Raw genomic sequence first — 15,421 nt, 5'->3', positions numbered from 1 at the left:
TTTAAAAGAATAAAGCGATGAAACATTTTAGACTATTGGCGGCAAGTTTACTCTTGCTTCCCGGCCTGACGTATGCGCAGGATGACAATAAGGAAAATGAGTTTAGTATGTCCGCACAGATTCGTCCGCGTGCTGAATACCGTAACGGTGCATTACTTCCTCGTGAGGAAGGGGAGCCTTCTGCCTCCTTCATCAACAATCGCGCCCGCCTTTCTATGGAATACAGACGCACGGGTTTGAGCATGAAAATATCTGCCCAGCACGTGGGAGTGTGGGGACAAGATCCTCAGATTGACAAGAACGGCCGTTTCATCATGAATGAGGCTTGGGCTGAGTTAACTTCAAAGAACGGCTTCTTTGCTCGCTTGGGACGTCAGACGCTTTCTTATGATGACGAACGCATTTTGGGCGGATTGGATTGGAATGTAGCAGGACGTTATCACGATGCCCTGAAACTAGGCTATCGGGATGAGCACAACCAACTTCATTTGATTCTGGCCTTCAATCAGAATGATGAGAAATATGCAGGAACTTACTACAATGCTATCGGGCAGCCTTATAAGAGCATGCAGACAGCATGGTATCACTATAAAGCAAAGGCCACTCCGTTTGAAGCCTCCCTGCTGTTTATGAATCTGGGTTGGGAAGCCGGTGACGAGCAAAAGGCGAAGAGCCGCTATATGCAGACCATGGGCACCTATCTGACTTTTCATCCGGGCAATTGGAATTTGAACGGCGCTTTCTATTATCAGTCGGGAAAGAGCAAGCCCGATAAGAATATGAATTCAAAGAATGTCTCCGCCTATATGTGGAGTGTGGTCGCTTCTTATAAGATAGACAAAGCGTGGTCGGTTACCGTCGGTAGTGATTACCTGAGTGGCAACAAGGAAGAAGGTGACAAGAACAAGGCCTTCGACCCGCTTTACGGCACCCATCATAAGTTCTATGGAGCCATGGATTATTTCTATGCTTCTTCATGGGTGCAGGGTGTATCGGCTCCCGGCTTGTGGGACAATCGCATCGGACTAGCGTTCAAGGCATCGCCGAAAGTTGCATTGCAGGTGAATTATCATTATTTCAGTGCGGCACAGAAGCCGTTGCTCGGCGGGGAGAAGCTGAGCAAAGGATTAGGCTCCGAAATAGATACTCAGGTGGATTGGAGCATTATGAAAGACGTGAAACTGTCAGCCGGTTATTCATTCATGTTGGGAACCAAGACCATGGATGCAGTGAAAGGCGGTAATCATAGCAGTTGGCAGGACTGGGGATGGGTTTCTTTGAATATCAATCCGAAACTCTTCTTTGCCAAATGGTAATCTGATGAAGAGCCCTCACTGAACTGAAACAGCCTATCATTATGTCATCCGAGACTAGTGGAGGGGGACTGTCGGACTTTTGGCACCCCTCCATCTGCTTCAATGGAAATGTAGCATAGGAGAGGATTTCTTTTTTATCAAGAACGTACCGTTTTTCCCTTTCCGCTTATCGTTTCTATATCCAGACAGATAATCTCTGTCCGGTGAAAAGATTTCTCGGCATATTTAGCGCCGACAGTTTTGTCGTCGGGTGAGTACTGTTCATTGGTATAATTTATTATTATTTTTCCTTTCGTTCGGATACAAAGAAAATGAAAATAAGGGAGATAACCTAATAATCATTGGGCGGATGGCTACTATTGGGTTAAGTTTGACTGGACACTCTCCTTGCGGCATGTAACATATCTGTCTGTTTAATATAGTCTTCGCCATTGACTCTTACTATTTCTTCTTCAGTAATCCTCTGCGCAAAACAGTTAGAATGTATTTTATCTCTCATTCTCTCACTCGTGTTGTTGAAAGTCCGATGTATAAAGCCTTTCAGGTATGAGAGATGCGGGTGAGAGACGCTTGGAAAGGTGAGAGCATTGCTCTCATTTTTGCCCAATAATGTATTTTTTGTAGGTTACATGTCATTATTTCCTGCTATCCGATGCGAATACTTTCATTTGAAACTATCCGAAAGGCAGCTACCTTCTTAAATGCCTATTCTTGCTCATGTAGAATGATATTGTGCAGTTTTACTGTCTAATAGATAGTTTTCTTAGAAACTTCTTGAAATTTTGCTAGGATTAATTAAATCTTCATTATCTTTGAACCCTAAATCTAAAGATTATGAGTGACCAAATAAAGCAAATAGCCGAACGTCTTCAGGGATTGAGAGACGTTTTGGAACTGACTCCCCAAGAGGTGGCCGAAAGTTGCCAGCTCACGGTGGAAGAATACTTGGGTATGGAAAGCGGTGAGAAAGATATATCAGTCAGTGCTTTGCAGAAGATTGCCCGCAAATATGACATCGCACTGGATGTGCTGATGTTTGGTGAAGAACCTAAAATGAGTGCTTACTTCTTGACCCGTTGGGGCACAGGGGTGTCAGTGGAGCGTACCAAAGCATATAAATATGAATCATTGGCATCGGGATTCCGCGGACGCAAAGTAGATCCGTTCATCGTTACCGTAGAACCGAAGCCCGAAGATACGCCTATTTATTTCAATTCACACGAAGGACAAGAGTTCAACCTGGTGATAGAAGGACGTATGTTGCTTAACATTAACGGAAAAGAACTTATTTTGAACCCGGGTGACAGCCTTTACTTTGATTCTGCTCAGCCTCACGGCATGATGGCACTGGATGGCAAGACTGTGAAGTTCCTGGCAGTAATTATGTAAATTGTAAGAGTATGGTAGAAAGATTCTTAGAACAAACCGCTTTTACCTCACAAGAGGATTTTATAAAGAACCTGAAAATCAAGGTTCCCGAAAATTTTAATTTCGGTTATGATATTGTTGATGCTTGGGCTGCTGAGGAACCCGACAAGAAAGCCTTGTTGTGGACCAACGATAAAGGTGAATCCCGACAATACACCTATGCCGACCTGAAAAAATATACCGATATGACGGCATCTTATTTCCAAAGTCTGGGCATCGGTCGCGGTGATATGGTGATGTTGATACTGAAACGCCGTTATGAGTTCTGGTATTCCATTATCGCCCTGCACAAATTGGGTGCGGTGGTGATTCCTGCCACTCACTTGTTGACCAAGAAAGATATTGTGTATCGTTGTAACGCTGCCGATATTAAGATGATTGTTGCGGCAGGCGAGGATGTAATCACCAAACATATCATAGAAGCGATGCCTGATTCTCCTTCTGTAAAGAAGCTGGTCAGCGTCGGTCCCGAAATTCCCGAAGGTTTCGAAGATTTTCATCAGGGGATAGAAAACGCGGCTCCGTTCGTAAGACCCGAACATCCGAATGCCAATGAGGATACTTCACTGATGTATTTTACATCGGGAACTACCGGCGAGCCGAAGATGGTGGCGCATGACTTTACTTATCCGTTGGGACATATCGTAACTGCCGGTTTCTGGCATAACCTGCACCGCGACAGCCTGCATCTGACGATTGCTGATACCGGCTGGGGAAAGGCCGTGTGGGGAAAACTCTACGGACAGATGATTGTGGGTGCAAATATCTTTGTTTACGACCATGAGAAGTTTACTCCTGCCGATATCCTCGGAAAGATTCAGGACTATCATATCACTTCACTGTGTGCTCCTCCCACCATCTATCGTTTCTTGATAAAGGAAGATATCAGTAAGTATGACCTGTCTTCTTTGGAATATTGCACCACTGCCGGAGAAGCGTTGAACTATTCTGTATATGAGACGTTTAAGAAGATAACCGGTATCCGGCTGATGGAAGGCTTCGGACAGACGGAAACGACGTTGACATTGGGCACCTTCCCTTGGATGGACCCAAAACCGGGCAGCATGGGCGTGCCCAACCCGCAGTATGACATTGACTTGCTGACTCCTGACGGTCGTTCGGCAGAAGACGGTGAACAGGGACAGATTGTCATCCATACGTCAAAAGGCAAGCCGCTGGGGTTGTTCAAAGAGTATTATCGGGCGGCCGAGCTGACAGAAGATGCTTGGCACGACGGCATTTATTATACCGGTGATGTGGCTTGGCGTGACGAAGACGGATATTTCTGGTTTGTGGGACGTGCGGATGATGTTATCAAGAGTTCCGGTTACCGTATAGGCCCGTTTGAAGTGGAAAGTGCACTGATGACTCACCCTGCAGTGGTGGAATGTGCCATTACGGGTGTTCCCGACGAGGTGCGCGGACAAGTGGTAAAGGCGACCATCGTTCTTTCCAAGAACTACAAAGGACAGGAAAGCCCCGAACTGATTAAGGAATTGCAAGACCATGTGAAGCGTGTGACTGCCCCTTATAAGTATCCGCGTGTGATAGAGTTTGTAGAAGAGCTTCCGAAGACTATCAGTGGTAAGATTCGTCGCGTGGAGATACGTGATAAAGATAAATAACCGACTTGTGCGTCGGGCGGAGTTTTATTCGTAACGAAGTAAAAGATGAAAAGAATTTTGTTTTTTGCATTTTTGTGTCTGACTGCCTGCCTGTCGGCAGGCGCACAGGCATTGTCTCCCATAACATGGACTGCCTACGGACTGACTTTCAAGGTGCCGAAGGATATTGCCGTGGAGGAGGATACGGAGGAAACTTTCCTGTTGAATGATAGTAAGTTTTATATCACTGTCCAGGCTTTGGACTCTGACGGCATCACGAAGGACGACCTGAAAGGGGTGCTTCGGGATTATGCCAATGATGATGGCGTGGAGAATCAGACTGCTGTCAAAGCCTTTGACTTGGAGCAATTCTATGGCGTTTCAATGGATGGCAAATGTGAGAATGACCATTGTTGCTATGCCTGCCTGATGACCAAGGCGGCGGGAAGTGCATTTTATATTTCTATCATTTATTCGGCCGGGCATAAAGCGGAGGCTGAGGCTATCCTGAAAAGCTTTGTGATGGAAGAATAACCAAAAGTTTTTTTGCTTTAGAAGGTATGCCAAAACTAAGATGTCCACTCTAAAAGCTGCTTTTTATAACTGACAAATATAAAAGAGAGCCATATCCAACTCGATTCTCGAGTGATGATATGGCTTTTCTCATTGCTGATAAATTGAAACACCCTCTATAGTTCTTATTTAGTCTTTACTTTAAATTGCAATGCAATAGGTTCATTCTTGATACCTTTGGGGAGTGACACCTTCACTTTGCCGTCCTTGCAAGTATATTTCACGCTCCTGTTTCCTTTTAGCATTTTCATCTTGCCTTTTGGAAGATTTCCTGTCCATTCTATCGTTTCCGGCAGTGTTTCTCCCTCGGGCAATGCATAGATGGCATAGAGTGTCTGTCCGTCTTTGTCGGCAGTGAACCATGTGTGTCCGTCCTGATAAATGGGAGTGATTCGGGTGTTGTAGATAGCCTTGCCATTTGCCCGCAGCCATTCTCCCACCTCATGCAGACGCTTGGTCACTTCCTCTTCGATGATACCGTCAGGGGTAGGCCCTACACCCAATAGCAGGCAGCCGCCTTTGGCAGTGATTTCACTCAATATGTTGATTACCTTCTGCGGCGATTTGAACGGAGCATTTGGCACCCATCCCCAATCATTGCTCAGTGTGATGCAACTTTCCCACGGATAGTCGAGCTGTGTTTCGGGGATACCGCGTTCGGGCGTCTGGTAGTTTTCGTTCTTTCCCCTGATGCTGCGGTCTACCGAAATCAATCCCGGATGCTTCCGGCGTGCCTGTGCCAGAATATCGTCCAGGCCGATGTCGTCGCCTTTCACCCAGCCGCCGTCCAGCCAAAGGATATCGAAACTTCCGTAGTCAGACATCAGTTCGTTCAGCTGATTGCGGGTAAAGGTCTGATAATTCTTCCACCAGTCAGGATGGCGGTCTTTCTTGTAATTGATGTTACGGTTGGGGGTAGCGAAATAAGGATTCCAAAACCATTCGCAATGCCAGTCGGGTTTAGAAAAATAGCATCCCATCATGAAGCCCTTCTTACGGAAAGCATCGAATACATGGTAAGCCACGTTCTTGCGCGGATTATCCTTGAAGGCTCCGTGTGCAATAGAGAAATCTGTGTATTTGGAGTCGAAAGTACAAAAGCCGTCGTGATGCTTGGTGGTGAATATCATATACTTGATACCTGCATCCTGCATTACATCCGCCCATTGTTCGGGATTGAAGTTGACCGGATTGAGCGAATCTTTCAAGCCCCAGTACCATTCTTTGTATTCATTGTAGGGTAAAGGCTTCTTGCGTGAAATCCAGTCGACGTCTTCCGAGCATATCGACCATGATTCTACAATGCCCGGAACGGAGTAAAGACCCCAATGGAACAGGACTCCGAACTTCTGGTCTTGCCATTTGTCCAGTTTGGCCAACACTTGTTGGTCGGTAGGCCATACATAATCGGTTGCTTCTGACTGCTTGTGGACAAAGCCTTGTACTTGTTGGGCGTGGAGGTTCAGGGCGAACGCTGCTCCAGCCATGCATACTATTAGTTTTTTGAGGTTATACATAACTGTTATGAGTTAGTGTTTATTGTTTTGTTTGCGTTTAATTTCCGTTTAAGGGTTGATAAAGGTAAGGTTTTCTTATTTGGCGAGCAAGAAAAGAGGATAGAAATTTAATAATTGGGTGGAAAACAAAAAAAGAATGCCCGGAAAGCATTATTCGCTTCCCGGGCATTTCCTAATAGATTATAATGTATCAATTACCATCCTGGGTTCTGTGTCAGATTCGGGTTGATAGAGATTTCATTCGTCGGAATAGCAAACAGGTAGTTCTTCGGATCTTCAAATCTTGCCTGTGTGTCTACGCGCTTACTGTAAATGTCAAGTTCACCTTGGCTGTTTGTACCCAATACATTCTGCATAGTGGCAATATTTTCAGCAGAATAAAGAGTTGCATCAGGAATCATACCCATGCGGGGTGCAACAGAAGCATCCAAGCGTTTACCGCATGCCCAACGGCGCAAGTCGTCAAAGCGGTAACCTTCACCGAATAATTCTACACGGCGTTCGCGACGGATTTCACGAATCAGTGTTGCGTTATTGGCACTTACATTCGGATATTCAGTTTCCAGTTTGGGATCAACGGTCGGAGTCATAGTCAATTTGTGGTTGAATCCTACGCGTTCACGCAGCTTATTGACTGTTGCATCCAAATCAGTCTGAGAAATGGTGCCCAGTTCTGCAGCAGCTTCTGCACGAATTAACAGAATTTCACCGAAACGGAATACCGGAGCATCCAATGTTCCCTGATGGTGAGCAGCCAAATGTTCGGCTACATTATAGAATTTGGCAATGCTATAACCGGTAGAAGATGAACCGCCTGCACCGGTATTTACAATGTTGGCAATATTGGCAGGATGTCCGTTCAGATAATAGGTGTGTTCACCGGCTTCGGGCGAGCATACTGTCTGTAGCAAACGCGGGTCGCGGTTGTTCAACTCTGCCAATAATCCGGTGTGTGTGCTATGTCCGGGGCAATTGCAAAGAGTGATAGGCAATCCTGTTTCTGCGCACAGATAGTCATCAATACAGTCTTTGCTGACACCCAGAGGGGTTTCGCCTACACCAATCTGACGGCTCAGGTTATTACCTTTACCCAAGCTGGGGTCATAGGCCTTAGACAAGATGATTTCAGGATTGTTTGCGTAATCAGACTGAATGAATAATTCATGATAAGCCTGTGAAGGAGAACTGCCCTGGAATAATGAGTAGCCATATTCCGATTTCATTAATTCTCCGGCTGCATTGTATGCTTCCTGCAAAAATTTTGTATCTCCTTCCATCTTGTGATAACGACGCCATGTACCTTCAAACAAGCAGAAACGTGCTTTCAAAGCCAATGCTGCATCTTTTGAAATGCGAGTAACATCCACTTTCGATTTCATGGGCAACCACTCAATAGCTTGATCGATTTCTTTCAGCATATTGTCTGCTACCATAGTGCGGGAATCACGTGCTTTATATAAGTCTTCGTCTCCCGGATTTACGACTTTGTCATACCAAGGCACATCGCCATAAGTTTTCACTTTGTTGAAATAGTCAAGGGTTTTGAGGAATAAGATTTCTCCTGCAAAACGATGTTTTTCTGCTTCTGAAGCCTGTGACTGTTCGTAATTGGCTAAGAAGTCATTACAAGCACGGATATATTCCCAGTTCCATTCTGTATCTTTAGCACCGGTAGGAGCTACGTGCAGACCGAAGCTGGTAGTATTGTATTCCCATGGGTAAATGTTGTCCGATTTGAAATCTTCTTCCATCATACCGAAGTTGTAAGATTGTGGGTCTCCATGCCCTTTAATCAATTTAGGATAGAGATTGTTACAATATTGCTGTAATCCATCAGCACCGGCTGTTGAAAAGAATTTGTCTTTAGAGATGGAATCCAGCGGTTCGCGATCCAAATAATCGCAGCTTTGCAATGCTAAAGCTACTAAACCTATATATAATATATTTTTTTTCATAATCGTTCCTGAATTTAGAATGTTACGTTGATACCAAATGAATAAGTACGGCAGAATGGGTATTTGGTCATACGATCTTCCATTTCACCATCTTTCTTTCTGTTACCTGTTGCATCCGGGTCTAGGTATTTATACAAACCTGTAGCTTCCCATAAGTTTTGTCCGCTTGCAAAAACTCTCAACTGAGCGATGCCGAATTTGGAAATCCAAGCTTGTGGCAGGTTATAACCGATAGTTACATCTTTCAGACGGATGTAAGAAGCATCTTGCAAATATTTAGTCTGAGTTTGACGGCTGCGAGTTGTGTTGGTCGGAGTTGGATAGTAGGCATTCGGATTTTCGGGTGTCCAATAGTCTAGATGAGTTTCATTCAATGTACTCCACCATTGTCCGTAGTATCCCCAGAAAATACCGGTACTGCCTGTACCGAGCCACAAGTCGCGTTTCATTGTACCTTCAAACAAAGCGCGGATATCAAAACCTTTCCATGATGCACCCAGATTGATGTTGAAACGATAGCGCGGAGTATTGTTACCGATAATCTTCTTGTCACCGTGGTCGCTTAATGTATTCTTTCCGTAGTCAACAGCACCGTTTCCGTCTAAGTCAGCGTAACGGATATCACCCGGCAACCAAGTGGTTGCAATTACTTTTTGGCGAACAGCCTGTTGTTCTGCTTCTGCTTTGTCCTGAATGAAGCCGTCAGTGACATAACCCCATATTTCACCCAGTTCCATTCCTTCGTAGTAGTCTCCCAGATAACCGGTCGGGTTGTCATATTTGGTAATTTTTGAATAGCTGTCCGAAAGGCCGATACCGATGTTGTAATCCAATGGGCTGCCGCCTACGTTGGCGATTTGGTCTTTCCAGCTCAAAGAAAGTTCCCAACCGTTTGTTCTCATGTTGGCTAGATTTTCCTTACCGCCGGTAGACCCCATTGTTGCAGGATAAGTCTTTGATACGACCATATCATTGGTATAACGGATAAAGTAGTCGAATGAAGCAGTCAAGCGGTTGTTCAACAGACCCAAGTCAAGACCGAAGTTGGCGGTAGTTACCTTTTCCCAACTTACATTGTTATAAGCCAATGAAGCAGGAGTGATACCGGTTGCCAATTTACCGTTCAATAAGTAGTTAAGCTGAGCAAAGCCCATAGAACTTAAGTAGTCGAAGTTACCTGTAGTAACCTGGTTACCTAATGAACCAACAGATGCACGGAGTTTAACGTTTTCGAATATATTGCGTGCAGAGTCAAAGAATTTTTCTTCAGATAATCTCCAACCGATAGAAGCTGATGGGAAGAATCCCCAACGGTCATTTTCACCGTATTTTGAAGAACCGTCATAACGACCGTTCACTTCCAATAAGTATTTACCTTTATAATCATAGTTCAAACGGAAGAAAGCACCTTGTACAGCCCAGATAGTTGCTTCTTCTTCCAGATTTTGCTTGGTTCCGGCTAAGTCGATAACAGGGATATCATTTACAAACAAGCCTGTTGTCTTGCCATACATATTACTGGTTTCTTTAGATTCCTGGTTATAACCTACCATTGCGGTAAGAGAGTGGTCGCCGAAAGATTTCTTATATTCTGCCCATAAGTTCAATGCTTCATAAGTATCGTCATACTTCCTCAGTGAAACACCGTTCGGGTCACCTTTTGACATTGAAGTGCCATCGGGTTGCTTCTGATAGATAGTCTTTTCGTGTGAACGAGTGGTTCTGAAGTAACGGTTTCCGGTATAGTCACCTCTTACAGTGAGTCCTTTGAACGGAGTTAATTTGAAAGAACCTGTATACCAGATATCATCATAAACATTCTTTGTACGTCCGGCCTGTGCCAACATACCCGCAATGTTGAAGTTGAAGTTAGAACCTGCTACACCTGCAAAGTCTCCATCCGGTAAATAAACGGGAACAAACGGCATGGCGCGATATACTTCATAATAAGGGTCTTCTGAAGTATAGAAATTAGAGTTAGGTTCGTTAGCTTCGCTACGATTGTATTTTACGTTCAATCCGATTTCCAACCAATTAGTTAATTGAGTGTTGAAATTGAATGACATATTAATACGTTTGAAATGGTCTGTTCCATAAGCCAGCAAACCATCTTGTCCTTTGTAACCTACCGAACCGTAGTAAGAGGTCTTTTCAGAACCACCACGAACGCTGGCATTGTGCTGTTGCATGAAGGCTGCATCATTAAACAGTACATCCAGCCAGTCAGTATTACCGGCATAAGCCCATTCTCCGTTGGCGGTGAATTTGTTTCCTTGTGTGTTTTCCCAAGCAGTAGGAAGACTGGGGTCTTTCATGCGTGCTTCTACAGCTTCAATCAATTCATCACTCCAATATTGAGTACCGCTGGTATTGTTGGATTCCACATTCATGGCGCGTAACCATTGGTCTGCCGGTAATCCTTTAGCCATGCGTGAAGGAGCTGACCATGAGAAATTATTGTTATAGTTGAAAGTTACTTTTTCTCCTTTCTTACCTTTTTTAGTTGTAATCAATACAACGCCGAATGCTGCACGTGCACCATATACGGCTGCAGAAGAAGCATCTTTCAACACTGAGATACTTTCAATATCCTGCGGGTTAAGCAAAGAAATATCGTTGGTTTCCACACCATCTACCAAGATTAATGCAGAACCGCCATTCAATGATGTAAGACCACGGACATTGATACTTGTGCTTGAGTTAGGATTACCATTGGCAAACGAAATGTTCAAGTTAGGAATGGCACCTTGCAAACCTTGAGCCAAGTTAGCGATAGGACGGTCTTCCAAAACATCGCTTTCTGCCATTGCTACTGCACCGGTCAGGTTTACCTTTTTCTGTGTACCATAGCCTACCACCACTACTTCCTCCAAAGTCTGAGTATCATCTTTCAAGATGATGTTCAAAGGAGTACCGTTCCATTTTACTTCCTGAGTAATGTAACCCACGAAAGAGATTTGAAGAATGTCTCCCTTATTGACATTAGATAAAGAGAAGTCACCGTCGATTCCGGTGATTGTTCCGTTAGTAGTACCTTTTACTACTACTGAGGCTCCAATGACGGTCTCGCCGGTTCCGTCTTTTACGATACCGGTACAAGCTCCGTTCTGCTGTGTGATTTTCACATCGGTTACGCCAGGATTGCTAACCGCATACGCTGCTCCGGTAGAGGCTCCCATCAGGAACAGCATCATACTGACTGATTTTAGTCGTTTTAACATAGCTGTGATTTTTAAGTGTTTATTGAAACTCAATTAAATGCTTTCATCATAAAGTTCTTTCAGAACTATGTTTTTCAATATAATTTAGATTAACGATGCAAATATATAATAATTTTAAAGAATGTAGCTTTCGAATAAAAAATATTTTGGTCTTCAGGTCGTTTTTTAACAAAGGTGAATTCCAAAACTTGTGCTACAGAAATGAAAATAATGTTTATTTCTGGATTAAAAGCTCTCTAAATCTTAAAAATACGATTTTATGAGAAAAACTTATAATTTTATAAGTAGAAACGTAGTAGAGCATTCTTGATATCAACAATGATTTTCTAATATAAGATGCTGTCAATAAATTCTATTGGCCTGTTGTACAGTGGGGTTAAACGTATTGTTAAGGTAGAAAAGAAGTAGAATTATATACATAAATCCATAGCCCAAACTCTCTAGAATGACTATTTGCACATTTTTATGCGTTTTCTTATCGTGCTTATATACAATGGCTTACAGTTTAACATAGTTCTGAAAGAACTTGGTACAGTTGGTTATTAATAAGTTTCAATAAACACTTAAAAATCACAGCTATGTTAAAACGACTAAAATCAGTCAGTATGATGCTGTTCCTGATGGGAGCCTCTACCGGAGCAGCGTATGCGGTTAGCAATCCTGGCGTAACCGATGTGAAAATCACACAGCAGAACGGAGCTTGTACCGGTATCGTAAAAGACGGAACCGGTGAGACCGTCATTGGAGCCTCAGTAGTAGTAAAAGGTACTACTAATGGAACAATCACCGGAATCGACGGTGACTTCTCAATACCTAATGTAAAGAAGGGTGATGTTATTGTTATTTCATTTGTAGGTTATATCACCCAAGAAATCGTTTGGGATGGAAAACCTATTGATGTAATTCTGAAAGACGATACTCAGACTTTGGAAGAAGTAGTAGTAGTGGGTTATGGTACACAGAAGAAAGTGAACATAACCGGTGCTGTAGGAATGGTGGATTCTAAAGTTATCGCTGCCCGTCCCGTACAAAACGTGTCGCAAGCATTGCAGGGTGTTATTCCCGGTTTGAACTTGACGGTAGGTAACTCGGGTGGTTCACTGGACGGACAAATGAACATCAACATTCGTGGTACAGGTACTATTGGTGATGGTTCCGGCTCGTCTCCGCTGGTTTTGATTGACGGTATTGAGGGAAATCTGAATACTGTAAACCCCAATGACATTGAATCTGTATCTGTATTGAAAGATGCTGCATCAGCTTCTATTTATGGTGCCAGAGCTTCGTTTGGTGTTATTTTGGTAACAACAAAAAGCGGTAAGAGCGGTAAAACTAATGTCAATTACTCTGCAAACGTACGTTTCAATGATGCTATCGGAATTCCCGATTTGATGGACTCTTACACTTTCGCACAGTACTTCAACCGTGCTTCGTCTAACCGTGGTGGTGGAGATATCTTCAGCCCGGCGGTGATGGAACGTATCAAAGCTTATCAAGAAGGTACATTGACAGCCACTACCGTAGACAACGGTTCGGGTATTTGGCAGAAATGGGCCAACGCCAATGGCAATACCGACTGGTTCGGCGAATTTTATGACAATTGGGTTCCTTCACAAGAACATAACTTGAGCATTAGCGGAGGTACGGAAAAACTTCAGTATGTATTGAGCGGCAGCTTCTTGGATCAGAAAGGTTTGTTGCGCCATGGTACTGATAAATTCCAACGTTATACGCTGAACAGCAAAATTACGGCAAACGTCACTGACTGGTTGACTGTGACTTTAAACAGCAAATGGACTCGTGAAGATTTCCAACGACCTACTTACTTGACCAGCAGCTTTTTCCATAACTTGGCACGTAAATGGCCGGTACATCCTGCTTACGACCCCAATGGATTCCCCATGGACGAAGGTGAAGTGGAACAAATGGAAAACGGTGGTAAACAAAATAGTCAAAAAGATTACTATACTAACCAGTTGCATGTCGTAATCGAGCCCATCAAGGATTGGCGAATCAACTTGGAGGGAAGTGTGCGTACCACTACTCAGTATCAACATTGGGAAGTATTGCCCGTACACGCTTATGACGTTAACGGAGATCCTTATTACACTGTATGGGATATGGGATACGGATCTTATTCTGCCGGTGCATCACGCGTAGATGAATATTCGTGGAAAGAAAATTATTATACCACCAATATTTATTCTGACTATTTTAAACAATTTGACAATGGACATTACTTCAAGGTAATGGCTGGTTTCAATGCCGAGCTCTACAAAAACCGTAGCATCGAAGCAATTAAGAATAATCTGATTAGCCCGGGGGTACCTACTATTAATACAGCAACGGACGACCCGCAGGCTTATGGTGGTTATAACCATACTTCTGTAGCCGGTTTCTTTGCTCGTATCAACTGGAGTTACAAAGACCGCTATATGTTTGAAGCCAACGGACGTTATGATGGTTCATCACGCTTCGTAGGTGACGAACGCTGGGGATTCTTCCCTTCATTCTCTGCCGGTTGGAATATTGCCAATGAAGAATTCTTCCAGAAATTCGGAGAAAAGACTAAAATTAACTCATTGAAGTTAAGAGCATCTTGGGGACAGTTGGGAAATACCAACACTAATGATGCTTGGTATCCTTTCTATCAGACTATGCCTACAGGTAGCAATTACGGATGGTTGGTTGATGGAGAACGTCCTAACTATTCTTACAACCCGGGTATGGTCAGCCTCTTGAAGACATGGGAAACTATTGAAACATGGGATATTGGTTTGGACTGGGGAGCATTCAACAATCGATTGACCGGTTCGTTCGACTACTTCGTTCGTCGCACTAAAGACATGATTGGCCCGGCCCCCGAATTGTCATCTGCACTGGGTACTACTGTTCCTAAAATCAATAACTGTGATATGAAATCTTACGGTTTTGAACTTGAAATCGGATGGAGAGATCAAATAGGTGGTGTGAAATATGGCATCAAAGCTCTTTTATCTGATGACCAGCAGAAGATTACTCGTTACCCCAATGAAAGTATGAATGTCAACCAATACTACAAAGGTAGAATGTTGGGAGATATTTGGGGATTGACTACTATCGGTATCGCTCAAAGCCAGGCAGAAATGGATGCACACTTGGCAAAAGTAGACCAGTCTACATTGGGAAGTAACTGGGGAGCAGGTGATATTATGTATGCCGACCTTGACGGAAACGGAAAGATAGACAATGGAAGCAATAAGCTGGGAGATACAGGTGACTATCGTATTATCGGTAATAACACTCCGCGCTATAAATTTGGTTTGACACTGGATGCCTCATGGAAAGGCTGGGATTTCCGCGTATTCTTCCAAGGGGTAGCTAAACGTGACCTGTGGTTGGACGGATGTTACTTCTGGGGAGCCAATGCACAAGGAAACGAGTGGCAGTCTACCGGTTTTGTTGAACACTGGGACTTCTGGCGTCCTGAAGGAGACCCCTTGGGAGCTAACTTGGATGCTTACTATCCGAAAGTAAATTTTGGTGGCGGACGTAATACGAAAGTACAGACTCGTTATATGCAGAATGGTGCTTATATGCGTATGAAAAATATCCAATTGGGATACTCTCTGCCGGAAGCATGGATTAAGAATGCCGGTATGTCATCTGTACGTTTCTATGTATCAGCCGACAATCTGCTGACCTTTACCAGTCTGTCGGATATATTTGACCCTGAGGCTACCGGAAGTTTAGCCGGAACAGGCCCCGGAAAGCTCTATCCGTTGCAAAAAGTTATTTCATTGGGCGTAAATGTCAACTTCTAAAAAA

8 protein-coding genes are annotated in these 15,421 nt (G+C 43.8%); 5 read left to right on the top strand and 3 right to left on the bottom strand.

All coding sequences use genetic code 11. The features are described from left to right. The first annotated feature begins 17 nt into the window (after window positions 1-17). From IR173_RS07755 to IR173_RS07735, 4 genes are all read left to right on the top strand, one after another. Window positions 18-1,316 carry an alginate export family protein gene (locus tag IR173_RS07755; RefSeq protein ID WP_237039081.1) on the top strand — a complete coding sequence of 433 codons (1,299 nt, stop codon included), beginning with the start codon at window positions 18-20 and terminating at the stop codon, window positions 1,314-1,316. Window positions 1,317-2,150: 834 nt separating this feature from the next. Next, the gene (locus IR173_RS07745) at window positions 2,151-2,705 is read left to right on the top strand and encodes a helix-turn-helix domain-containing protein (protein WP_237039080.1); all 555 of its coding nucleotides are present in this window, start codon (window positions 2,151-2,153) and stop codon (window positions 2,703-2,705) included. Window positions 2,706-2,716: 11 nt separating this feature from the next. After that, window positions 2,717-4,369: an AMP-binding protein gene (locus IR173_RS07740; protein ID WP_237039079.1), complete on the top strand. Its 1,653-nt coding sequence runs from the start codon at window positions 2,717-2,719 to the stop codon at window positions 4,367-4,369. 45 nt (window positions 4,370-4,414) lie between these two features. Further along, entirely contained in the window at window positions 4,415-4,882 is a 468-nt protein-coding gene (locus tag IR173_RS07735; protein WP_237039078.1) for an amidohydrolase family protein, read from the top strand. A 164-nt stretch (window positions 4,883-5,046) separates the two neighbouring features. Here IR173_RS07735 and IR173_RS07730 read toward each other — a convergent pair whose 3' ends face one another. From IR173_RS07730 to IR173_RS07720, 3 genes are all read right to left on the bottom strand, one after another. Beyond that, window positions 5,047-6,438, bottom strand: a complete 1,392-nt coding sequence (locus tag IR173_RS07730; protein ID WP_237039077.1) for an alpha-L-fucosidase — start codon at window positions 6,436-6,438, stop codon at window positions 5,047-5,049. Between the two features lie 194 nt (window positions 6,439-6,632). Beyond that, window positions 6,633-8,393, bottom strand: a complete 1,761-nt coding sequence (locus IR173_RS07725) for a RagB/SusD family nutrient uptake outer membrane protein (protein ID WP_237039076.1) — start codon at window positions 8,391-8,393, stop codon at window positions 6,633-6,635. 14 nt (window positions 8,394-8,407) lie between these two features. Next, complete coding sequence (locus IR173_RS07720) at window positions 8,408-11,614, bottom strand: SusC/RagA family TonB-linked outer membrane protein (protein WP_237039075.1); 3,207 nt, start codon at window positions 11,612-11,614, stop codon at window positions 8,408-8,410. 578 nt (window positions 11,615-12,192) lie between these two features. Between IR173_RS07720 and IR173_RS07715 the strand changes: the two genes are divergently transcribed. Next, complete coding sequence (locus IR173_RS07715; protein ID WP_237039074.1) at window positions 12,193-15,417, top strand: SusC/RagA family TonB-linked outer membrane protein; 3,225 nt, start codon at window positions 12,193-12,195, stop codon at window positions 15,415-15,417. The last annotated feature ends 4 nt before the right edge of the window (window positions 15,418-15,421 follow it).

Origin of the sequence: Phocaeicola faecalis (assembly GCF_021730445.1) — a bacterium.
Taxonomy (GTDB): Bacteria; Bacteroidota; Bacteroidia; order Bacteroidales; family Bacteroidaceae; genus Phocaeicola; species Phocaeicola faecalis.
This window is presented reverse-complemented; position numbering and strand designations above follow the sequence as displayed.

Excerpts from the sequence above, each read along its gene's own strand:
- IR173_RS07755 (WP_237039081.1), top strand. The coding sequence starts at position 18 with ATGAAACATTTTAGACTATTGGCGGCAAGTTTACTCTTGCTTCCCGGC.
- IR173_RS07745 (WP_237039080.1), top strand. The coding sequence starts at position 2,151 with ATGAGTGACCAAATAAAGCAAATAGCCGAACGTCTTCAGGGATTGAGA.
- IR173_RS07740 (WP_237039079.1), top strand. The coding sequence starts at position 2,717 with ATGGTAGAAAGATTCTTAGAACAAACCGCTTTTACCTCACAAGAGGAT.
- IR173_RS07735 (WP_237039078.1), top strand. The coding sequence starts at position 4,415 with ATGAAAAGAATTTTGTTTTTTGCATTTTTGTGTCTGACTGCCTGCCTG.
- IR173_RS07730 (WP_237039077.1), bottom strand. The coding sequence starts at position 6,438 with ATGTATAACCTCAAAAAACTAATAGTATGCATGGCTGGAGCAGCGTTC.
- IR173_RS07725 (WP_237039076.1), bottom strand. The coding sequence starts at position 8,393 with ATGAAAAAAAATATATTATATATAGGTTTAGTAGCTTTAGCATTGCAA.
- IR173_RS07720 (WP_237039075.1), bottom strand. The coding sequence starts at position 11,614 with ATGTTAAAACGACTAAAATCAGTCAGTATGATGCTGTTCCTGATGGGA.
- IR173_RS07715 (WP_237039074.1), top strand. The coding sequence starts at position 12,193 with ATGTTAAAACGACTAAAATCAGTCAGTATGATGCTGTTCCTGATGGGA.